Genomic DNA, 20397 nt, shown 5'->3' with positions numbered 1-20397 from the left:
CGTGAGGTGTGGCCGCCGGCGGCGCCCTGTGGGATATCCATTCCCCAAGGGCAGCTGGAGCGAAGCAGCGCTTTCGACTGTCCCCACGAGGGTTCAATGAACGCCAACCTACGAAATTTCGCCCTTTGGGTGATCATCGTCCTGCTGCTGCTCGCTCTGTTCTCTTTGTTCCAGAGCCCGGGCCAGCGCACCAGCTCGAACGATATCTCCTTCTCGCAGCTCCTGTCGGACGTGGATCTCGGCCGCGTGCGCGACGTCGTGATCGAGGGGCCGAACATCTCCGGCACCTTCACCGACGGCCGCCAGTTCCAGACCTACGCGCCGAGCGACCCCTCGCTGGTGCAGCGGCTGTACGGCAAGGGCGTGCAGATCACGGCCCGTCCGCCGTCGGACAACGTGCCGTGGTTCGTGAGCCTGCTGGTCTCCTGGCTGCCCTTCATCGCGCTGATCGGCGTGTGGATCTTCCTCTCCCGGCAGATGCAGGGCGCGGGCGGCAAGGCCATGGGCTTCGGCAAGAGCCGCGCCAAGCTGCTGACCGAGGCGCACGGCCGCGTCACCTTCGAGGACGTGGCCGGCATCGACGAGGCCAAGAGCGACCTCACCGAGATCGTGGAATTCCTGCGCGACCCGCAGAAGTTCCAGCGCCTGGGCGGTCGCATCCCGCGCGGCGTGCTGCTGGTGGGCCCGCCCGGCACCGGCAAGACCCTGCTGGCGCGCGCCATCGCCGGCGAGGCCAACGTGCCCTTCTTCACCATCTCGGGCTCGGACTTCGTGGAGATGTTCGTGGGCGTGGGCGCGAGCCGCGTGCGCGACATGTTCGAGCAGGCGAAGAAGAACGCCCCCTGCATCATCTTCATCGACGAGATCGACGCGGTGGGTCGCCACCGCGGCGCCGGCCTCGGCGGCGGCAATGACGAGCGCGAGCAGACCCTCAACCAGCTGCTGGTGGAGATGGACGGCTTCGAGGCGAACGAGGGCATCATCCTCATCGCCGCCACCAACCGTCCGGACGTGCTCGACCCGGCGCTGCTGCGTCCCGGCCGCTTCGACCGCCAGGTCATCGTGCCGAACCCGGACGTGGTGGGCCGCGAGCAGATCCTGAAGGTGCACGCCCGCAAGATCCCGGTCGCGCCCGACGTGAACCTGAAGACCATCGCCCGCGGCACCCCCGGCTTCTCGGGCGCGGACCTCGCCAACCTCTGCAACGAGGCGGCGCTCATGGCGGCCCGGCGCAACAAGCGCATGGTCACCATGCAGGAGTTCGAGGACGCCAAGGACAAGGTGATGATGGGCGCCGAGCGCCGCTCCCTCGTGATGACCGAGGAAGAGAAGATGCTCACCGCCTACCACGAGGGCGGCCACGCCATCGTGGCGCTGAACGTGCCGGCGACCGACCCGGTGCACAAGGCCACCATCATCCCCCGCGGCCGCGCCCTGGGCATGGTGATGCAGCTGCCGGAGCGCGACAAGCTCTCCATGAGCTATGAGCAGATGACCTCGCGCCTCGCCATCATGATGGGCGGGCGCGTGGCGGAAGAGCTGATCTTCGGCCATGACAAGGTCACCTCCGGCGCCGCCTCCGACATCGAGCAGGCCACCCGCCTTGCCCGCATGATGGTGACCCGCTGGGGCTTCTCCGCGGAGCTCGGTACCGTGGCCTACGGCGACAACCAGGACGAGGTGTTCCTGGGCATGTCGGTGTCGCGCCAGCAGAATGTGTCCGAGGCCACCTCCCAAACCATCGACCGCGAAGTGCGGCGCCTGGTGGATGAGGGCTATGCGGAGGCCAATCGCATCCTGACCGAGAAGGGCGTCGATCTCGAGACCCTGGCCAAGGGCCTGCTCGAGTACGAGACCCTCTCGGGCGATGAGATCGTGGACCTGCTGAACGGCAAGGAGCCGAACCGCGAGAGCGTGACCGAGCCCTCCAATCCGCGCGGCTCGGCCATACCGACGCCCAAGAACCGGCCGAGCCCGGGCGGCGCCGGCGGCTCCATCGAGCCCCAGCCGCAGGCCTGACGCGGCATTCCGCGGACGGATGGAAGACACAAGGGCCGGTGGGTTCACCCCACCGGCCCTTTCTTTTGCCGGTCCACGCGATCCGGCCGACCGCCTGCGCAGGGCGGGGTTGTGCACCGCTGACAATGCGGCAGGCCGCGCGGCTTGTTCCGGCCGGCGGCTTCCGCTACCAATTCGTTAAGCTTTTACCGTTCGCCGGTCCGTGCCGAGGGTTGCCGTCGTTGACTGATCTCCTGCGTCAAGGAAGGCGCCGCGCTGCGGCAGGCCGGTTCGCGTCCATGGCGGCACGCCGGAGCGGGTTCCGCGGCTGGAATGCCGGCGCGGCGGGCCTGCGCGGCGGGGCAGCCTGCGCCGCGGCGGGGCTTCTTGCCGGCTGCGCGCCGCTGGGAGCGCCGACCATTTCCTTCTTCGGGGCCTATTTCCCCTCCTGGCTCGCCTGCACGCTCGCGGGCATCCTGGGCGCGGTGGTGGTGCGGGTCGCGTTCATACGCATGGGAGTGGATGACGTGCTGCCTTTCCGCCTGCCGGTGTATGCCAGCATCGCCGCCGGCCTGGGCTTCCTCGTGTCGCTGCTGAGCTTCGGGCGCTAGCCGTGGGTGAGGAGGACAAGCCCCACCCGCACCAGCGGCGCCTGGGCATCATCGTCGCGGTGGCGGCGGTGGCGGCCTCGGCCATCTTCGGCTGGCGCTATTTCCGCAATGCCGAGCTCAACCCCCTGTCTCAAGATGCGGTGCTGACCGCCGATTCGGCCGCCATCGCCGCTGCGGTGCCGGGCCGCATCGTCTCCTTCGGGGTCAGGGAAAACGGCGCCGCGCGCAAGGGCGAGCTGCTGTTCGCGCTCGATCCCGCCACCTACCGCCTGCAGGTGGAGCAGGCGGCGGCCGACCTGCGCATGGCCGAGGCCGCCCTGGCGGACCGCGAGCGCGCCGTGGCGGCCGAGCGTTCCAACGCCGTGATCGCCCGCGAGCAGGTGACGCGCGCGCGCTCCAATCTCGATCTCGCCACCCAGACCCTCGCCCGGCTGGAGGCGCTGCGGCCCAAGGGCTACGTGAGCGCCCAGCAGGTGGACGACGCCGCCACCGCCAAGCGCGACGCCGAGATCAGCCTCAAGCAGGCCCTGCAGCAGCAGGCGGCGGCGGATGCGCTGGTGAGCGATGTCGCGGCGGCCACCGCCCTGGTGGCGGCGCGTCGCGCGGCCCTGGGGCTGGCGGAGCGCGCGCTGGCCGATACCGAGGTGCACGCGCCCTTCGACGGCAAGGTGGTGGGCCTGACGGCGGCGGCGGGCGAGTTCGTGGTGCCCGGCCAGTCCGTGTTCTCGCTCATCGACACCGGCGCGTGGTTCGCCTCGGCCGGCTACCTGGAAACCGAGCTTTCCGGCATCGCGGTGGGCAATTGCGCCACCGTCTATGCCCTTGCCGACCGCACGCGCGCCATCCGCGGGCGGGTGGACAGCATCGGCTGGGGCGTCGCCTCGGAGGAGCTCATCAACCTGCCGCGCAAGCTGCCCATCGTGCCCAAGACGCTGGACTGGGTGCGGGTGGCGCAGCGCTTCCCGGTGCGGGTCCGCCTCATGGAGCCGCCGGACGAGCTGATGCGCGTCGGCGCCTCGGCCACCGTGACCGTGCATCATGGAACAGGCTGCTGAATCCCCCTGGCGGGACCTCGCCCGCCAGGCCTGGCGCGATCTCCAACCCTTCCCCGGCCGCTTCGGCCTCACCTGGCGGGTGGCGCTGCTGTGCGCCATCGTGGCCGGCATCGCCATGGTGTTCAAGGTGCCGGAGGCGGCCATCGGCTGCTATCTGGTGATCTTCCTGGCGCGGCCGAGCGGGGCGGAATGCGTGGGGCAGGGGCTCGGCCTCATCGTCCTCGTGAGCGTGGTGGTGCTCCTCATGGCGCCGCTGATCCAGGCGACGGCGGATTTTCCGCTGCTGCGCATCGCCATCATCGCCCTCACCTCGTTCGCCTTCGTGTACCTGGGGGCGGCTTCCCAGCTCGGGGAGACGGGCTCCATCATCGCCCTCGTCATCGGCTTCATCCTGACCCTGGTGGACCAGCTTCCGGTGGGCGAGATCGCCACTCGCGGCCTGCTCTATGCGTGGCAGATGGCGGTGATGCCCATGGTGGCGATGATCGTCTTCAACATGGTGCTGGGCTCGTCGCCCCATCGCCTGCTGCGCGAGAGCGTGGCGCGCCGCCTCTCCATCGCCGCCGCCGCGCTGGAGGGGCCCGCCGGCCGCGCGCGTCTCGAAGGGGAGCTGGGCTCGGGCCTCGCCGATGGCGACCAGCAGGTGATGCTCGCCCGCCTGTTCCACACCACGCCCGCGGCGGCCGTGACGTGGCTCGCAGGCGCAGCGACGGCGAGCTACCGGCTGCTGCTGGCGGTGGCCGCGCTGCCGGCGGAGCTTTCGGCCGAGGCCAGGGTCGCGCTCGCCGCCCGCTGCCGCGCGGCCGCCGCCACCATCGCCGCCGGCCGGCGCCCCAAGGCCGAGGACGACGGGGCCACCGCCGCCGATGCCACCTCCGCCGAGGGCATGGCGCGCGCCGTGCTCGACGGGTTCGCCCGGCCGAACGGCGGCACCGATGCCGTGGCCCGCAAGCCGCCTTTCCTGGCGCCGGATGCCTTCACCAATCCCGATTACCAGCGCTATGCGCTGAAAACGACGGCGGCCGCCATTTCCTGCTACATCATCTATTCGCTGATCGACTGGCAGGGGATCCACACGGCTATGATCACCTGCTATGTGGCCGCTCTCGGCACGACGGGCGAGACCGTGCACAAGCTGGCGCTGCGCATCTCCGGCTGCCTCGTGGGGGCGGCATTGGGGTTCGGCGCCATCTTGTTCGTCATTCCGCACCTCACCTCGGTGGGCGGGCTCATGGCGCTGGTGTTCGCCGGCATCCTGGTGGGCGCCTGGGTCTCCACCGGCAACGAGCGCATCTCCTATGCCGGGGTGCAGGTGGGCCTTGCCTTCCTGCTCACCATCCTCAACGGCTTCGCGCCCAGCCTGGACATGGATTCGGGGCGGGACCGCGTGGTGGGCATCCTTCTCGGCAATGTGGTGGTCTATGTGATCTTCACCGGCATCTGGCCCAAGAGCGCGATGGTGGATGTGCGCGAGCGGCTGGCGTTGGCGCTCGCGGCGCTGTCGCGCCTCGCGGCCATGGCGCCCGCCGCGCGCATCGAAGCCACCGCCGATGCGGCCGAGGTCGCGGTCGAGATGGAGAAGGTCGAGGACCAGCTCATGCTGCTGCCGTTCGAGCCCGCCTCCCAGCGCCCTTCGCCCGCCAGTGTGGCGCGGATGCGAGGGCTCGTGGAGGAGATCCGCGCGATGCTGCCGGCGCTCGTGTTCTCGCGGGCACCGGAGGAGGAGCTGTCGCGCCGGCTCGCCCGCGTGGCGGAGCAGGTGGCGCCGCGTGCCGGCGCAAGCCGGGGTGGCGAGACGATCGAGGCCGGGGACGTTGGCCTCGTCACGGGCAGCCTCGCGCCGCGCGTCGGTCGCATCGAGCGGCTGGTGGCGGGGTGATGGCCATGGCGCATATTCCGCAGCGCTGGCGGGAGCTGGGCAGGGCATCCGCCGCCCGCCTCGCGTCCGCCCTTCCGGCGGTGCGTGCCGGGCTCGTCGGGCTCTCCTGCCTCGCGCTCTCTGCCTGCGCGCTGAGCGCCCTCGAGACCGCGCCGAGCGCGCCGTCGGAGCCGTGGACGCCGCCGGCCCAGGCGGCTTCAGTCCAGGCCGCTTCGGCCGAGGCCCCATCGCACCAGGACGCACCGGCTCAAGGCCCCGGCGGACCGCAGGAGCAGGCGGCCGCCGGTGCGTCGGCGCCGCCGGTGCGTGACTTCAGCGTGGCGCCCGAGCCGGCGGTGGCGGAGATGAAGGCGACTCCCGACATCGCCCGCGACCGCCCCTACGGCCTGTCCGAGCTGATCGACATCGCCCAGAACCAGAATCCCCAGACGCGGGTGGCCTGGCAGCAGGCGCGGCAGGCGGCGCTCGCCACCGGCATGGTGGAGGCGACCTTCCTGCCCTACATCTCCGCCAACGTCATCGGCGGCTACCAGAAGCTCTCGGCGCCGCTGCCGGTGCAGGTGGGCAGCGAGAAGAACCTGACCACCTCCATCGACGGCATTTCCCCGCAGATCGCGCTGCAATGGCTGGTGTTCGACTTCGGCCAGCGCAATGCCCTGGCCGATGCCGCCCGCCACAATGCCAACGCCGCCAACGTGCTGTTCAACGGCGTGCACCAGAAGATCATCTTCGACGTGACGCGGGCCTATTTCCTCTATGGCGCCGCGCGCAGCCGCGTGGGCCTCGCCGAGCAGAACCTCGCCAACAGCCGCAGGATCGAGGATGCCGCGCAGGAGCGCATGCAGAAGGGGCTCGGCACCACGGTGGAGGTGGCCCAGGCCCGCCAGCAGGTGGCGCAGGCGCGCTTCGGCCTGGTGCAGGCCCAGGGGGGCGAGCGCGACGCCTACCAGGGGCTGCTCGCGGCCATGGGCGTCTCGCCCATGACGGAGCTGAGGGTGAAGGTGGCGAACGGGCGGCGCCTGCCGGAAAGCGTGGACGTGCCGACCGAGAAGATGATCTCCGCCGCCCTGGCCCGGCGGCCGGATGTGCTCGCGGCCTATTCGGTGGTGAACGCCACCCGCTCCGGCATCACGGCGGCGGAGGCGGCCTTCATGCCCAAGGTGTTCCTGGGGGCGGTGGCGGCCACGGGCAACACCTCCCTCAGTGCCACCGGCCTGCCCACCATCGGCCAGCAATCCTCCGCCTCGGGGGTGATGGTGGGCGCCACCATGCCCATCTATGACGGTGGCCTGCGGGCGGCGCAGCTCAAGAATGCCGAATCCCTCGCCGACGCCACCGAGGCCACCTTCCAGAAGGCCAAGGACGCCGCCGCCCGCGAGATCGTGGTGAGCGCGCACACGCTGCGCTCGGCCCTCGCCTCCTATCGCGCGGCGACGGCGCTCGCGGAGGCGGCGGCCGTGACCTACGACGCGGCGCTCGATGCCTATCGCTCGGGCGTGGGCAACATCACCGTCGCCACCGCCGCCGACAGCGGCCTTCTCACCGCGCGGCAGGCGCAGGCCGATGCCCACGCCGCCTCGCTGGTGGCCGCCGCCAACCTCGCCTTCGTGCTCGGCGCCATGACCTCGCGCGAGGTGCCCGCAGCCCTGGTGGACCGCTGACCCATGCCCTTCGATGCGCGCTCCGGATCACCCGCCGATCTTCCGCCCCGCCGCCGCGCGCGGTGCAATCCCTTCTTCGGGGCGATGCGGCTGGCGTTCCGCATCGTGGTCGGCATCATCATCATCGTGGACGAGCTGGTCCGCCCGCTCTACGAGCCGCTGGTGCGGTGGGTGGAGGCGCTGGCGTTGGTGCAGCGCTTCGAGCGCTGGGTGGCGGGGCTGCCGCCCTATGCCATCCTGGCGCTCATCGGCGTGCCCTATGCGGTGGTGGAACCGGTGAAGTTCCTGGCCCTGGTGCACATGGCCAACGGCCATGTGCGGACCGGCACCATCGTGCTGGTGCTCGCCTATCTCGTCAGCTTCGTGCTCATCGAGCGCGTCTACACCGCCGGCCGCGCGCAATTGATGCAGGTGCCCTGGGTGGCGTGGGTGATCGTGACGTCGGGGCTGGTGCGGGACCGGCTCTATGCGTGGCTGCGGCTGCCGGAGCTGAAGGCGCGGGCGCGGGTGGTCTGGCGCTGGGTGCGGCTGCGCCTGCGGTGACTTCGGGGCCCCGCGCCATCGGCGCCGGTGTTCAATCCGGGCGCGGCGCGGGCCTCGGTCTCAGCCGGGCGGCCTGCGGCGCAGCAGCCGGCAGAGGGCCTGGAACCGGCCGGCGACGGGCGCGAAGGTGGCGGCAAGGTCGGAATGGTCCGCCTCGCCCCGGCGCGCGGCGCGCACGCCGAGCCGCCACAGCATGAGCGTCCAGCCGAGTCGCGAGCCGAGCCCGCGGTGTCCCGGCAGGCGGGGGGCCGGCGCCTGCAGCAGCGCCGGGTGCGCCGGCACCGGGGGATGGCCCACCAGCAGCAGGCGGTAGCCGGGCGAAAGGCGGGAGAGGCGCGCGTGCAGCGCCTCCAGCACGGGCGCGAGGGCTTCCGGGGTGCCGGGGTCCGTGCCCGGCAAATGGTTGCGGACGAACAGGGTGTGCCCCTGCGCGCAATCCGCCCGCAGCCGCCGGTCGAGGGCCGCATATTTCTCCTGGAGGGCGGCGGAGATCGCTTCCAGCGGCTGGTCGAGCCCGGCCTCGTCGTGGCGGAATTCATGCATGTGCACGGTGCCGCCGAGGCGCGAATAGAGGGCGGGCACGCCGTCATATTCATCCACGCGGCTCAGGTGCCCGAGGGCGAATGCCGCGTCCGCGCCCGCATCGAGCAGCGCCGGAAGGCCGCCGAGCGGCAGCACCCACCAGTCGAAGGGATAGGCGCGGTCCGATCCGCTGAAGCAGCGGAGCTGATAGGCCACCTCGCAATTGCCGCCGAGGCTCACCATGCGGTCGAAGCGCGGCAGGCGTCCCGCCGGCGGGCGAGGCGCTCCCCCGTCGTCCATTCCGTCCGCTCCCAATCTCGCCGGCCGCGCGCGCCCTGGTTCGCGCGGAAGGTGGCAGATCACGCCTGTGCTGTCACGCTTGGCGGTCCGCTGCGGGCGGGCGGGTGCACTTGGCATGCAAGCTGCCCATGAAGGCATCGGCATGCCGAAAAAATACGCATAATACGTCGTATTCCGCGAGGCGCCCGCCGCAATCGGGTATCCACTGGGCATCCTGAGCCGTGTGCATACGCGCCGTCGCGTCCCGGGAAAGCCTGCCGGTGGCTGCCTTTCCCGCTGTCCGGTCATCGGCCGCGGGGCGCGTGACGGCGCTTCTTTTGACTTGGATCAACTCCTGGCACGGCCTCTGCATAATGTGATGCGAAGCATACTTCGCAATCACGCGGCCACGCGCCGCGCATCGAGGACGGAGATCTTGATGGGTGAGGCAGTGGGTTACGACACGGTTCTGAAGGGCGGGCGCGTGATCTGCCCGGCTTCCGGGCGCGACGGCGTGTTCGACGTGGCGGTGCGCGACGGGCGCATCGCCGCCATCGAGGAAACCATCCTTCCGGCGAGCGCCGCCACCGTGGTGGATGTCTCGGGCAAGCTGGTGCTGCCGGGCATGATCGACACCCACGGCCACTGCTACCAGTATGTGAGCGGCCGCTTCGGGCTCGATCCGGACATGGTGGGCGTGCATTCCGCCGTCACCACGGTGGTGGACCAGGGCGGCGCCTCCTGCATGACCCTGCCGGGCTTCCGCAAGTTCATGGTGGAGCCCAAGAAGACGCGTGTGCTGTCCTTCCTGTCCGCCTATCTCGTGGGCGGCCTGGAGGGCCATTACTACCCCAACCTCTACAGCCCCGACTGCGTGGACGTGGACGCCACCGTGCGCGCCGCCATCGCCAACCGCGACCTCGTGCGCGGCATCAAGGGCCATGCGGAGATCGGCGGCTTCGCCCGCTGGGGCATCACCGTGATGGTGATGGCGGCCGAGATCGCGCGGCGCGCCGAGATCCCGCTCTATGTGCATTTCGGCGCCCTGTGGGGCCTGCCCGAGAACGGCACCAACGGCGAGGACGCCGACACCATCCTCGACCGCGTCATCCCGCTGCTGAAGGAGGGCGACATCCTCGCCCACCCGTTCACGCGCAATCCCGGCGGCTTCGTGAACCGCGAGGGCAAGGTGCACGATGTCATCAAGGCCGCCCTCGACCGCGGCCTGAAGATCGATGTCGGCCACGGCAGCCACTTCTCCTACCGCATCGCGTCCAAGGCCATCGCGGCGGGCGTGGTGCCCCACACCCTGGGCGCCGACATGCACGGCTACAACACCCATGTGCCCGCGCCCGCCGGCACCCCGGCCGAGCACCCCGACGACGAGAACCATCCGTTCCGGGGCCAGGCGCGCTTCAGCCTCACCCAGGCCATGAGCTCGATGATGGCGCTGGGCCTCCCGCTGGAGCAGGTGGTGCCCATGGTCACCGCCAACCCGGCGCGCATGGTCGGCATGTCCGACAGCCTCGGCGCGCTGGAGGTGGGGCGCATCGCCGACATCTCCGTGCTCGACGACAATCGCGGCCGCTTCCTGCTGCGCGACAACGAGGACACGAAGGTGGTCACCGACCGCCTGCTGACGCCGGCCTTCTGTCTGCGTGCCGGCGCGCGCTTCGATGCCGACGCGCCCATCCTGCCGGAAGCGGTGGCGGCGTGAGCGCGCCCGCGCCCGCCAAGGCGCCGCAGGAGGCCTGGGACACCCTGTCCCAGGCCGAGCGGGACGCCGCCTACAACAACAACGCCGCCGTCGCGGACAGCGCGGCCTGGGTGGCCGCGCGCGACGTGGCCGCCGCCGCCTATCGCGCCGCGCATCCCGCGCGGCTCGACATTCCCTACGGCGCCGGCGCGCGGCAGAAGCTGGACCTCTTCCCCGGCGCGGCGGGCGCCCCCACCCTGGTGTTCATCCACGGCGGCTACTGGCAGCGCAATTCGCGCGAGGTGTTCGCCCACTATGCGCAGGGGCTTGCCGCTCACGGCTGGTCGGTGGCGCTGCCGAGCTATGCGCTGGCGCCCGAGGCCCGCCTCGCCGACATCGTGGCCGAGATCGGCTTCGCACTCGATCTTCTGGCCCGTGACGGCGCGGCGCTGGGCGCGGGCGGGCCGCTCGTCCTCTCCGGCTGGTCGGCCGGCGCGCAGCTCGCGGTGATGCACCTCGGCCATCCCGCCGTGGCGGCGGGCCTCGCCATCTCCGGCGTGTACGAGCTGGCGCCCCTGCGCGACACCTTCCTGAATGCGGCGCTCCAGCTTTCCGACGGGGAGGTCGAGGCCCTCTCGCCGCTGCGCCTTGCGCCTGCGGCCAAGCCGCTGACCATCGCCTACGGCACCGCCGAGGTGCCGGCGCTGGTGCACGATTCCAAGGCGCTTGCCGCGCATCGCGCGGCGGCGGGCGTGCCCACGGCGCTGCTGCCGGTCGCGGGCGCCAACCATTTCTCCATCCTCGACGAACTGCGCGATCCGGCCGGCCTGCTGGTGCGCGCGGCCCTCGATCTCGCCGGCGGAGGACATTGATGAGCGATCCCGTCACCCAGCCGGGCGAGGGCGTCGGCGCCCGCCTGCCCCGCAAGGAAGACGACCGGCTGATGCGCGGGCGCGGCCAGTACATCGCCGACATCCGCCTGCCGGGCATGCAGGATGTCGCCTTCGTCCGCAGCCCCCTGGCCCATGCGCGCATCCGCGCCATTCGGGTGCCGGAGGACCTGAAGGGCCGCGTCTTCACCGCCGCCGATCTCGACGGGGTGAAGCCCATCCGTGCCGTCTCGGGCCTGCCGGGCTTCAAGGTGTCGGAGCAGCCGGTGCTCGCCACCGGCAAGGTGCGGCAGGTGGGCGAGCTCATCGCCATGTGCCTCGCCCCCACCCGCGCCGAGGCGGAGGACATGGCGGAGCGCGTGGAGCTGGAGCTGGAGGAGCTGCCCGCCCTCCACGACATGCTGGAGGCGAAGAAGCCCGGCGCCGCGCTGGTGCACGAGCACTGGGGCGACAACGTCTTCCTCGAAAGCCTGGTGAACGTGAACATCGAGGCCGCCTTCGACGCCCCGGTGAAGGTTTCGCGCACCATCTCCACCGCGCGCCAGTGCATGGCGCCCATCGAGGGCCGCGGCACCATCGTGCATCTCGATCACCGCATGGACCAGCTGGTGGTCTACACGGCGAGCCAGATGCCCCACATCGTCCGCTCCGGCCTCTCCGAATGCCTGGGGCTGGAGGAGGGGCAGATCCGCATCATCTCCCCGGATGTGGGCGGCGGCTTCGGCTACAAGGCCATCCTGCTGGCGGAGGAGGTGTGCCTGGGCTGGCTGGCGCGCCGGCTGGGCACGCCGGTGCGCTGGCTGGAAGACCGGCGCGAGCACCTCACCGCCAACGCCAATTGCCGCGAGCACCATTACGACATCACCCTCTACGCCGAGCGCGACGGCACCCTGCGCGGCATCGATTGCGAGGCCACCGTCGATAGCGGCGCCTATTCGGCCTATCCCTTCTCCGCGTGCCTCGAAGCCGCGCAGGTGGCCTCCATCCTGCCGGGGCCCTACGATTTTCCCGCCTATCGCTGCCGCACCTGGTCGGTCGCCACCAACAAGTGCCCGATCCTGCCCTATCGCGGGGTGGCGCGCACCGGCGTGTGCTTCGCGCTGGAAGTGGCGCTCGATGCCCTGGCCGCCGAGCTGGGCCTGCCGCCGGAAGAGGTGCGCTTCAGGAACCTCGTGCGCCCGGACCAGATGCCCTTCGACAACATTACGAAGAAGCATTTCGACAGCGGCGACTACCCGGAAGCCCTCACGCGCGCGCTGAAGGCCATCGACCCCGCCAAGGTGCGCGCCCGGCAGGCACGGGGAGAGGCGGACGGCCGGCGTATCGGCCTCGGCCTCTCCATCTATTGCGAGCAGGGGGCGCACGGCACCTCGGTCTATTCGGGCTGGGGCATTCCCATGGTGCCCGGCCACGAGCAGGCGGGCGCGCGCCTCACCCCGGACGGCGGGCTGGAGCTGCGGGTGGGCGTGCATTCCCACGGCCAGAGCCTGGAGACCACGCTGGCCCAGGTGGCGCACGAGATCCTGGGCATTCCCGTGGCCCGCACCCGCGTCTTCTACGGCGATACGGCCATGACCCCCTATTCCACGGGAAGCTGGGGCTCGCGCGTGATGGTGATGGCGGGCGGGGCGGTGGCCACCGCCTGCTCCGAGCTTTCCGAGCGCATCCGCCGCATCGGCGCCCATATGCTCCAGGCCGACCTCGCGGACGTGCGCTTCGAGGCGGGCCGCGTCATCGGGCCGAACGGCGACGTGGGCGTGAACGAGATCGCCCACACCTGGTATCGCCGGCCGCAGGACCTGCCCGCCGATGTGGACGGCGGCGGCCTGGAGGTGACGGCCGGCTACAAGCCGCTGCGCGACAGCGGCACCTTCAGCTACGCCGCCCACGCGGTGGTGGTGGCGGTGGACCCCGAGATCGGGGAGGTGGAGCTGCTCGAATACGTCATCGTGGAAGACGGCGGCGTGCTCGTGAACCCCATGGTGGTGGACGGGCAGATCTACGGCGGCCTCGCCCAGGGCATCGGCACCGCGCTCTACGAGGAGATGCGGTTCGACACCTCCGGCCAGCCGCTGGCCTCGACGCTGGCGGACTACCTGCTGCCCGGTGCGCCCGAGGTGCCCACCCCCTTCATCGGCCACATGGAGACGCCTTCGCCCTACACCCGCTTCGGCGTGAAGGGCATCGGCGAGGGCGGCGCCATCGCGCCCCCCGCCGCCATCGCCAATGCCGTGAACGACGCGCTGCGCCCGCTGGGCGTGGAGATGCTGCATTCGCCCGTCACCCCCCGGCGCATCGTGGAGAAGGTGCTCGCGGCCCGCGTGGCGGGCGCCGCCGAAGAGAACGGCGCCGGCAAGGACGACGCAGGCAAGGACGACGCCGGCAAGAGGAGCGCCGCATGAAGCCCGCCCCGTTCCAGCTTGTCCGCCCGCGCACGGTGGAGGCCGCCGTGGCGCTCCTCTCCGAGGGCGGGGAGGGCGCCAAGGTGATGGCCGGCGGCCAGTCCCTCGGTCCCATGCTGAACCTGCGCCTCGCCCAGCCCGCGCTGGTGGTGGACATCTCCGGCATCGCCGAGCTGAAGACCGCGCAGGAGGAAGAGGGCGCGGTCGTCTACGGCGCCCTCGTCACCCATGCCGACGTGGAGGACGGCCGTGTGCCCGACGTGGGCGCGCATGTGCTGCGTCGGGTGGCCTCGGGCATCGCCTATCGTGCCGTGCGCAACCGGGGCACCATGGGCGGCAGCCTCTCCCACGCCGATCCGGCGGCCGACTGGGTGAACGCGCTTTCGGCCCTGGGTGCCGAGGTGGAGATCGCGGGGCCCTCCGGCCGGCGCCGGCTGGCGCTCGGCGCGTTCCTCACCGGCGCCCTCTCCACGGCGCTGGAGGACGGCGAGCTTCTGGCGGCCGTGCGCGTGCCCAGGGTGCCGGCGGGCGCCCGCTTCGGCTACGCCAAGCACTGCCGCAAGGTGGGCGAGTTCGCCCATGCGGTGGGCGCGCTGCTGGTGGACCCCGCTGCGGGAACCGCGCGCGCCCTGATGGGCGCCATCGACGCTCCGCCGCTGGTGCTGGCCGATGCGCGCGACCTGTTCGGCGGCCGCATCGACGCCGGCTTCGCCGGCCGCTTCGACCCCACCGCCGCCGCTGCCGCGCTCCATGAGGCCGGCGTCACCGATGCGGTGGACCGCCATGTCCATGTGGAGGTGCTGCGCCGCGCGGTGCGGCAGGCGGAGGGCCTTCTCACCCCCGACAGCAGGAGCGCCGCATGAACGCCCGGATCCGCGTTTCCGGCGCGATGGAGACCGTCGCCCTCACCCTCAACGGCCGCGCGGTTGCGGTCGAGGTGGAGCCGCGCACCAACCTCGCCGATTTCGTGCGCGACGGCTGCGACGCCACCGGCACCCACATCGGCTGCGAACACGGCGTGTGCGGCGCCTGCACCATATTGGTGGACGGCGAGCCCGCCCGCGCCTGCCTTTCCTTCGCCGCCGCCTGCGCGGGAGCGGAGGTGACCACCATCGAGGGCCTGGACGACGACGAGGTGACGGCCGAGCTCCGGGCCGCCTTCAACCGTGAGCACGCCTTGCAGTGCGGCTTCTGCACGCCGGGCATGCTGGTGTCCTCCCGCCACCTGGTGCTGCGCCTTTCCGAGCCGGACGAGGCGCGCATCCGCCTCGGGCTCGCCGGCAATCTCTGCCGCTGCACCGGCTATGCGGGCATCGTGAAGGCGGTGGCCGGCGTCATCGCCGATCGCCGGGCGCGGGGCATCGCGGCCGGCGCCGCGCCGCGCACCCTCGGGCCCGTGGGCGCGCGGGCGGGGGGCGGCGGCGCTCCGGCGAGGACGGCCGAGGCCGCGCCGGTTGCCGCGGCGTCGGCTGCTTCCGCGCCGCGCGATCTCGCGGACGGCTTCAAGCCCGCCCAGGGCTTCGAGCAGAGCTTCGAGGTGGCCTTCCCGCCGGCACGGGTGTTCGCCTTCTTCGCGGATATCCGGGAGGTGGCGGCCTGCCTGCCGGGGGCGGTGGTGGATCGCGTGCCCGAGCCCGAGCGTGTCGAGGGCGGCATGAAGGTGAAGCTCGGCCCCATCTCCACCACCTTCCGCGGCACCGCCCGCGTCACCCGCGACGATGCCGACATGAGCGGCGTCATCCTGGGCGCGGGGGGCGACGGGCGCTCCTCCACCCAGGGCGAGATCCGCTACCGGGTGCTGGAGGGCGCCGCGCCCGGCACGGCGCGGGTGGAGCTCGCGGTGGGCTACACGCTGAAGGGCCCGCTCGCCCAGTTCGGCCGCCCCGGTCTCGTGCGCGAGGTGGCGGGCCGGCTCATCGCCGCCTTCTCCGCCAATCTCGACGCGCGCCTGAAGGGCGCCCCCGCGCCGGCCGCCGCCGAGGGCGGGCTCGATCCGGTGCGCCTCCTCCTCTCCGTGCTCGGCCGGCGCCTGAAGGCGCTGTTCGGCCGCTAGAGCATTTTCGTGAACCAAGTCCCGAGTGCCCCGAAAGACTGGAGCTTCAAGATGCAGTTGACCCGCAGGACCACGTTGGCCGCCATTGCCTTCTCGCTGATGTGCTCCACGGCGTTCGCCGCCGACGACACCATCAAGATCGGCGTGAACCAGCCGCTCACCGGCGCCTTCGCCGCCTCCGGCACCTATGTGACCAACGGCGCCAAGATCGCCGCCGACGAGATCAACGCCAAGGGCGGCGTGCTCGGCAAGAAGATCGAGCTCGTCATCGAGGACAACAAGAGCAACCCCACCGAGGCCGCCGCCGTGGCCGAGAAGCTCATCACCTCCGACAAGGTGCCGGTGATGATGGGCGCCTGGGGCTCCAGCCTGACGCTGGCCACCATGCCGAAGCTCGAGGAATATTCCGTGCCGATGCTGGTGGAGACCTCCTCCTCCGGCAAGATCACCGCCTCGGGCAACCCTTATGTCTTCCGCATCGCGCCCCCCTCGGCGGTGGAGGCGGAGGCGTTCGGGCCCATCGCCGGCAAGCTCGGCGTCAAGAAGGTGGACTTCCTCGTCATCAACAACGACTGGGGCCGGGGCGCCGCCGCCGACTTCTCCAAGATGCTGAAATCCAAGGGCATCGACGTGGGCCTCGTCGAGACCATGGACGCCTCCTCCCAGGACATGAGCGCCCAGCTCGCCAAGCTGAAGGCCTCCGACGCCGACACCATCATGATCACCGCGGCGGTGGACCAGCTCACCCTCGTGTTCAAGCAGATGGCGGCGCTGGGCCTCAAGAAGCGCATCATCACCACCGGCGGCTCGCAGAACCCGGACCAGATCGTCGCCCAGGCCGGCCCGGCGGCCAGCGGCACGATGCATCTCGTCACCTTCGCGCCCTGGTGGCCCGAGAAGAGCCCGAACCCGCAGGCGGCCGAATACTTCATCGGCGAGTGGAAGAAGCGCGGCTACGACTTCGCCGGCACCACCGAGAGCTTCCGCGGCTATGATGGCATCCGCACCATCGCGGCCGCGATCCAGGCCGGCGGCGCCGCCGACCCCGCCTCCATCAGGAAGGGCTTCTGGATGGTGGACCTGAACGGCCTCAACGGCCCCATCAAGTTCCAGAAGGCCGGGCCCGAGGGCAAGGAGAGCGGGCAGAGCAAGCCCGAGGTCTACCTGATCGAGATCGCCGACGGGAAGATCTCGCCCGTCAAGCTCTGAGCCGGCATTCCCGCCCGATCCCTCCCCTCACGGGGAGGGCGGGGCGGGGGCGGGACGCCCTTCTGCCCTGACCGGGCGTTCCCGTCTCCCCGCTTTCCCGCGGCGCGGCACCGCCGCCGCGCCGCCCCGAACGACCACACGGACAGGCCGGATGGACCAATTCCTGCAACACCTCGTCAACGCGGCGGTGCTCGGCGGCACCTACGCGCTCCTCGGCATCGGCCTCACCTTGATCTTCGGCATCATGAACGTGGTGAATTTCACCCACGGGGCCGTCTATACCTTCGGTGCCTATGCCATGTACCTGGCCGCGGTGGCGCTGGGGCTGAACTTCTTCGTCGCCCTGCCGGTGGCGGTGGTGGCGGGCCTGCTGCTGGGCGCCCTCATCGAGTTCGCCCTGCTGCGCCCGCTGCGCCGCTCCGACATCGACACCACCATGCTGGTGATGATCGGCGCCGGCATCATCCTGCAATCGGGCACCTTGTGGATCTTCGGCGGGGTGGCGAAGGCGGTGCCGACGCCGTTTCCGGCCGAGCCGCTGGTGATCGGGCCGGTCTCGCTCTCCTACGTGCGGCTGTTCGTGTTCCTGGCGGCGCTGGCGTTGATCGCGCTCACCTATTTCACCATCAACGGCACCAAGCTCGGCCGCGCCATGCGCGCCACCTTCCAGGACCACGACACGGCGGCGCTGATGGGGGTCAACGTCTCCCTCATCTACACCGCCACCTTCGCCATCGGCTCGGCGCTGGCCTCGGCGGCCGGGGCGCTGCTCGGGCCGGTCTACGTGGTGTTTCCGCAGATGGGCGACCTCGCGGCGGTGAAGGCGTTCGCCATCGTCATCCTGGGCGGGCTCGGCTCCATTTCCGGGGCCGCCATCGGCGGCTTCATCCTGGCGTTCGCGGAGGAGATCGGCGCCGGCTACATCTCCTCGGGCTATCGCGACGCCATGGGCTTCCTCATCATCATCGCGGTGCTGCTGGTGAAGCCCACCGGCCTGTTCGCCCGCGCGGAGCGGATCGGATGACGCGCCTCATCGCCCCCACCGTCCTCGTGGTCCTGGCGGCGCTGCCGCTAGTGCTGAACGACCCCTACCTTCTCAACGCCCTCGTCATCACGGGCATCTTCACCATCTGCGCCATGAGCCTGAACCTGCTGCTGGGCTTCACCGGGCAGCTCAGCCTCGGCCACGTGGCCTTCTTCGGCATCGGCGCCTATGTGAGCGCGCTCACCGCCCTGGGCTTCGATGTCGGCCTGCCGTTCGGCCTGCGGGTGACCTATGGCGGGGGCGACCCCATCGTGGGCTTCGTGCTCGCCATCCTGGTCACCGGGCTCGCGGGCTACCTCATCGGGCGGCTGTCGTTCCGGGTGCGGGGCGCCTATTTCGTCATCGTCACCATCTCCTTCGCCGAGGTGGTGCGGCTGGTGGCGCTGAACTGGGTGGAGCTGACCCAGGGCCCGCTGGCCCTCACCTCCATCCCCAACATGACCCTGCCGCTGCCCGGCCTCGGCGAGGTGGCGCTGCGCACCAAGGTGCAGAACTACTATCTGGTGCTGGCGGTGGCCGTGGCGAGCTATCTCGTCATCGCCCGACTGGTGGGCTCGCGCTTCGGGCGGGCCATGCGCGGCCTGAAGGAGAACGAATCCCTCGCCCTCTCCCTCGGCATCAACGCCACCCGCACGCTCACCGTCGCGGCCACCGTCTCGGCCGCCATGGCGGGGGCGGCGGGCAGCCTCTACGCCCACTACATCCGCATCATCGATCCGGACGTGTTCCTGTTCTCCTACACCGTCACCATGGTCATCATGGTGGTGGCGGGCGGCAAGGGCACGCTTGCCGGGCCGCTGGTGGGCGGGCTCATCTTCGGCCTGCTGCCGGTGGCGCTGCGGCCGGTGATGGCGCCCGAGGCGCAGTGGATCGTCTACGGCGCCATCCTCATCGCCATCCTGTTCATGATGCCGAAGGGCATCGTCCCGGCGTTGGAGGCCCTCGGCCGCCGGCGGGCCCCGAAGGCGGCGCCGGGAAAGCCCATTGAGGCGGGAGCCCGGCCATGACCACCATCCTCAACGTGGAGCACGTGGGCATGCGCTTCGGCGGGCTCACGGCCATCTCCGACCTGCACTTCGACGTGCACGAAGGCGAGATCCTGAGCCTGATCGGCCCCAACGGGGCGGGCAAGACCACCGCCTTCAACATCATGACCGGCTTCCTGAGGCCCACCCAGGGCCGGGTGGTGTTCCGCGGCCGCGACCTCGCGCAGACGCGGCCCAACGAGATCACGCGCCTCGGCCTCGCCCGCACCTTCCAGCGCACCAGCGTGTTCTCGGACGACACGGTGGCCGACAACGTGCTCATCGGCCTCCACCGCTTCGGCGCGCCGCGCCTGGTGGACCTTTTCCTGCCCACCCCCGGCGCGCGGGCGGCGGAGAAGGCGGCGCGCGCGCGGGCGGAGGAGATCATCGACCTCGTCGGCCTCACCCACCGGGCGCAGGAGAAGGCGGGCTCGCTCTCCTACGGCGAGCAGAGGCTGGTGGGGTTCGCCCTGGCGCTCGCCACCGAGCCGCGGATGCTGCTGCTGGACGAGCCCGTCTCGGGCATGAACGCCTCGGAAACGCAGGGCTTCGTGCGCCTCATCCGCAAGGTGCGGGCGGAGGGCGTCACCATCCTGCTGGTGGAGCACGACATGCCCATGGTGATGGAGGTCTCCGACCGCATCGTGTGCCTCAACTACGGCCGGCTGATCGCGGAAGGCGCGCCGGCCGAGATCCGCAACGACCCCGCCGTCATCGAGGCCTATCTCGGCAAGAGCGCGGCGCGGCTGGAGGAGAAGGAGGCTGCCCATGCTTGAGATCAGGGATCTCGTCTGCGGCTACGGACAGGTCATGGCCCTCCGGGGCATCTCGCTCACCGTGGAGCGCGGCCAGCTGGTGGCGCTGGTGGGGGCGAACGGCGCCGGCAAGTCCACCACGCTGCGCGCCATCTCCGGCCTGGTGCCGGCCCGCTCGGGCGCGATCCTCCTCGACGGCGAGGACGTGACCCGCGCCGGGCCGCAGAAGATGCTGCGCCTCGGTGTCGCCCACTGCCCCGAGGGCCGGCGCGTGTTTCCGCACATGAGCGTCGCCGACAACCTCGCCATGGGCGCCTATCTGCGCGGCGGCGATGCCAGCCTGCGCGAGGATTACGCGCGCATCTACGAGAGCTTCCCGCGCCTCGCCGAGCGCCGCCACCAGATGGCGGGCACCCTTTCCGGCGGCGAGCAGCAGATGCTGGCCATCGGCCGGGCGCTCATGTCGCGCCCGCGCCTGGTGCTGTTCGACGAGCCCTCGCTCGGCCTCGCGCCCAACATCGTGGAGCAGATGTTCACCATCATCGGCTCCATCCGCGACGCCGGCACCACGGTGCTGCTGGTGGAGCAGAACGCCTTCGCGGCGCTGGAATTGTGCGACCACGCCTATCTCATCGAGGCCGGCCGCATCGTCATGGCCGGCGCGGGGGCGGAGCTGATCGGCGATCCCCACGTGCGCGCGGCCTATCTCGGCGGCTGAGGCGCGGCCCACGGCCAAGGGTCGAAGGCGGGGCGGGAGAGATCCCGCCCCGCTTT

At 71.1% G+C, this 20397-nt stretch carries 17 protein-coding genes; 16 read left to right on the top strand and 1 reads right to left on the bottom strand.

Going from position 1 to position 20397, the window contains the following annotated elements; all coding sequences use genetic code 11:
- Positions 1–96 precede the first annotated feature (96 nt).
- From ftsH to V5F75_RS00355, 6 genes are all read left to right on the top strand, one after another.
- Entirely contained in the window at positions 97–2019 is a 1923-nt protein-coding gene (ftsH, locus tag V5F75_RS00380) for an ATP-dependent zinc metalloprotease FtsH (RefSeq protein ID WP_394034217.1), read from the top strand.
- A 278-nt stretch (positions 2020–2297) separates the two neighbouring features.
- Positions 2298–2609 (top strand): YtcA family lipoprotein, encoded by a 312-nt coding sequence (locus V5F75_RS00375; RefSeq protein WP_394034216.1) that lies wholly within the window; start codon positions 2298–2300, stop codon positions 2607–2609.
- 2 nt (positions 2610–2611) lie between these two features.
- Positions 2612–3664 carry a multidrug transporter subunit MdtN gene (gene mdtN, locus V5F75_RS00370; RefSeq protein WP_394034215.1) on the top strand — a complete coding sequence of 351 codons (1053 nt, stop codon included), beginning with the start codon at positions 2612–2614 and terminating at the stop codon, positions 3662–3664.
- Positions 3648–5543 (top strand): FUSC family protein, encoded by a 1896-nt coding sequence (locus V5F75_RS00365; protein WP_394034214.1) that lies wholly within the window; start codon positions 3648–3650, stop codon positions 5541–5543. The genes mdtN and V5F75_RS00365 overlap by 17 nt, the downstream gene beginning before the upstream one ends.
- A 5-nt stretch (positions 5544–5548) precedes the next feature.
- Complete coding sequence (locus V5F75_RS00360; protein ID WP_394034213.1) at positions 5549–7204, top strand: TolC family protein; 1656 nt, start codon at positions 5549–5551, stop codon at positions 7202–7204.
- Positions 7205–7207: 3 nt separating this feature from the next.
- Positions 7208–7747 carry a hypothetical protein gene (locus V5F75_RS00355; protein WP_394034212.1) on the top strand — a complete coding sequence of 180 codons (540 nt, stop codon included), beginning with the start codon at positions 7208–7210 and terminating at the stop codon, positions 7745–7747.
- A gap of 60 nt (positions 7748–7807) precedes the next feature.
- Here the strand turns inward: V5F75_RS00355 and V5F75_RS00350 are convergent, their stop codons facing one another.
- Positions 7808–8569, bottom strand: coding sequence for a DUF1796 family putative cysteine peptidase (locus V5F75_RS00350; RefSeq protein ID WP_394034211.1), 762 nt, complete (start codon positions 8567–8569; stop codon positions 7808–7810).
- Positions 8570–8987: 418 nt separating this feature from the next.
- Here V5F75_RS00350 and V5F75_RS00345 point away from each other — a divergent pair, with 418 nt between their 5' ends.
- From V5F75_RS00345 to V5F75_RS00300, 10 genes are all read left to right on the top strand, one after another.
- Positions 8988–10265: an amidohydrolase/deacetylase family metallohydrolase gene (locus V5F75_RS00345; protein ID WP_394034210.1), complete on the top strand. Its 1278-nt coding sequence runs from the start codon at positions 8988–8990 to the stop codon at positions 10263–10265.
- Entirely contained in the window at positions 10262–11116 is an 855-nt protein-coding gene (locus V5F75_RS00340) for an alpha/beta hydrolase (protein ID WP_394034209.1), read from the top strand. The genes V5F75_RS00345 and V5F75_RS00340 overlap by 4 nt, the downstream gene beginning before the upstream one ends.
- Positions 11116–13536, top strand: a complete 2421-nt coding sequence (locus V5F75_RS00335; protein WP_394034208.1) for a xanthine dehydrogenase family protein molybdopterin-binding subunit — start codon at positions 11116–11118, stop codon at positions 13534–13536. The genes V5F75_RS00340 and V5F75_RS00335 overlap by 1 nt, the downstream gene beginning before the upstream one ends.
- Entirely contained in the window at positions 13533–14399 is an 867-nt protein-coding gene (locus V5F75_RS00330; RefSeq protein ID WP_394034207.1) for an FAD binding domain-containing protein, read from the top strand. Before V5F75_RS00335 ends, V5F75_RS00330 begins: the two co-directional genes overlap by 4 nt.
- Entirely contained in the window at positions 14396–15589 is a 1194-nt protein-coding gene (locus V5F75_RS00325; RefSeq protein ID WP_394034206.1) for a xanthine dehydrogenase family Fe-S subunit, read from the top strand. Before V5F75_RS00330 ends, V5F75_RS00325 begins: the two co-directional genes overlap by 4 nt.
- 99 nt (positions 15590–15688) lie before the next feature.
- The gene (locus V5F75_RS00320) at positions 15689–16798 is read left to right on the top strand and encodes an ABC transporter substrate-binding protein (protein WP_394034402.1); all 1110 of its coding nucleotides are present in this window, start codon (positions 15689–15691) and stop codon (positions 16796–16798) included.
- Between the two features lie 151 nt (positions 16799–16949).
- Positions 16950–17822: a branched-chain amino acid ABC transporter permease gene (locus V5F75_RS00315; RefSeq protein WP_394034205.1), complete on the top strand. Its 873-nt coding sequence runs from the start codon at positions 16950–16952 to the stop codon at positions 17820–17822.
- Positions 17819–18850, top strand: a complete 1032-nt coding sequence (locus V5F75_RS00310; RefSeq protein WP_394034204.1) for a branched-chain amino acid ABC transporter permease — start codon at positions 17819–17821, stop codon at positions 18848–18850. Before V5F75_RS00315 ends, V5F75_RS00310 begins: the two co-directional genes overlap by 4 nt.
- Positions 18847–19644 carry an ABC transporter ATP-binding protein gene (locus V5F75_RS00305; protein ID WP_394034203.1) on the top strand — a complete coding sequence of 266 codons (798 nt, stop codon included), beginning with the start codon at positions 18847–18849 and terminating at the stop codon, positions 19642–19644. The genes V5F75_RS00310 and V5F75_RS00305 overlap by 4 nt, the downstream gene beginning before the upstream one ends.
- Positions 19637–20341 (top strand): ABC transporter ATP-binding protein, encoded by a 705-nt coding sequence (locus V5F75_RS00300; protein ID WP_394034202.1) that lies wholly within the window; start codon positions 19637–19639, stop codon positions 20339–20341. Before V5F75_RS00305 ends, V5F75_RS00300 begins: the two co-directional genes overlap by 8 nt.
- The last annotated feature ends 56 nt before the right edge of the window (positions 20342–20397 follow it).

It is taken from the genome of Xanthobacter albus (assembly GCF_043194895.2).
Lineage (GTDB): Bacteria > Pseudomonadota > Alphaproteobacteria > Rhizobiales > Xanthobacteraceae > Xanthobacter.
Note: the sequence above shows the minus strand (reverse complement) of the source record. Positions and strands in the feature narration are given on the sequence as shown.

Excerpts from the sequence above, each read along its gene's own strand:
- ftsH (WP_394034217.1), top strand. The coding sequence starts at position 97 with ATGAACGCCAACCTACGAAATTTCGCCCTTTGGGTGATCATCGTCCTG.
- V5F75_RS00375 (WP_394034216.1), top strand. The coding sequence starts at position 2,298 with ATGGCGGCACGCCGGAGCGGGTTCCGCGGCTGGAATGCCGGCGCGGCG.
- V5F75_RS00365 (WP_394034214.1), top strand. The coding sequence starts at position 3,648 with ATGGAACAGGCTGCTGAATCCCCCTGGCGGGACCTCGCCCGCCAGGCC.
- V5F75_RS00360 (WP_394034213.1), top strand. The coding sequence starts at position 5,549 with ATGGCGCATATTCCGCAGCGCTGGCGGGAGCTGGGCAGGGCATCCGCC.
- V5F75_RS00355 (WP_394034212.1), top strand. The coding sequence starts at position 7,208 with ATGCCCTTCGATGCGCGCTCCGGATCACCCGCCGATCTTCCGCCCCGC.
- V5F75_RS00350 (WP_394034211.1), bottom strand. The coding sequence starts at position 8,569 with ATGGACGACGGGGGAGCGCCTCGCCCGCCGGCGGGACGCCTGCCGCGC.
- V5F75_RS00345 (WP_394034210.1), top strand. The coding sequence starts at position 8,988 with ATGGGTGAGGCAGTGGGTTACGACACGGTTCTGAAGGGCGGGCGCGTG.
- V5F75_RS00335 (WP_394034208.1), top strand. The coding sequence starts at position 11,116 with ATGAGCGATCCCGTCACCCAGCCGGGCGAGGGCGTCGGCGCCCGCCTG.
- V5F75_RS00330 (WP_394034207.1), top strand. The coding sequence starts at position 13,533 with ATGAAGCCCGCCCCGTTCCAGCTTGTCCGCCCGCGCACGGTGGAGGCC.
- V5F75_RS00325 (WP_394034206.1), top strand. The coding sequence starts at position 14,396 with ATGAACGCCCGGATCCGCGTTTCCGGCGCGATGGAGACCGTCGCCCTC.
- V5F75_RS00320 (WP_394034402.1), top strand. The coding sequence starts at position 15,689 with ATGTGCTCCACGGCGTTCGCCGCCGACGACACCATCAAGATCGGCGTG.
- V5F75_RS00315 (WP_394034205.1), top strand. The coding sequence starts at position 16,950 with ATGGACCAATTCCTGCAACACCTCGTCAACGCGGCGGTGCTCGGCGGC.
- V5F75_RS00310 (WP_394034204.1), top strand. The coding sequence starts at position 17,819 with ATGACGCGCCTCATCGCCCCCACCGTCCTCGTGGTCCTGGCGGCGCTG.
- V5F75_RS00305 (WP_394034203.1), top strand. The coding sequence starts at position 18,847 with ATGACCACCATCCTCAACGTGGAGCACGTGGGCATGCGCTTCGGCGGG.
- V5F75_RS00300 (WP_394034202.1), top strand. The coding sequence starts at position 19,637 with ATGCTTGAGATCAGGGATCTCGTCTGCGGCTACGGACAGGTCATGGCC.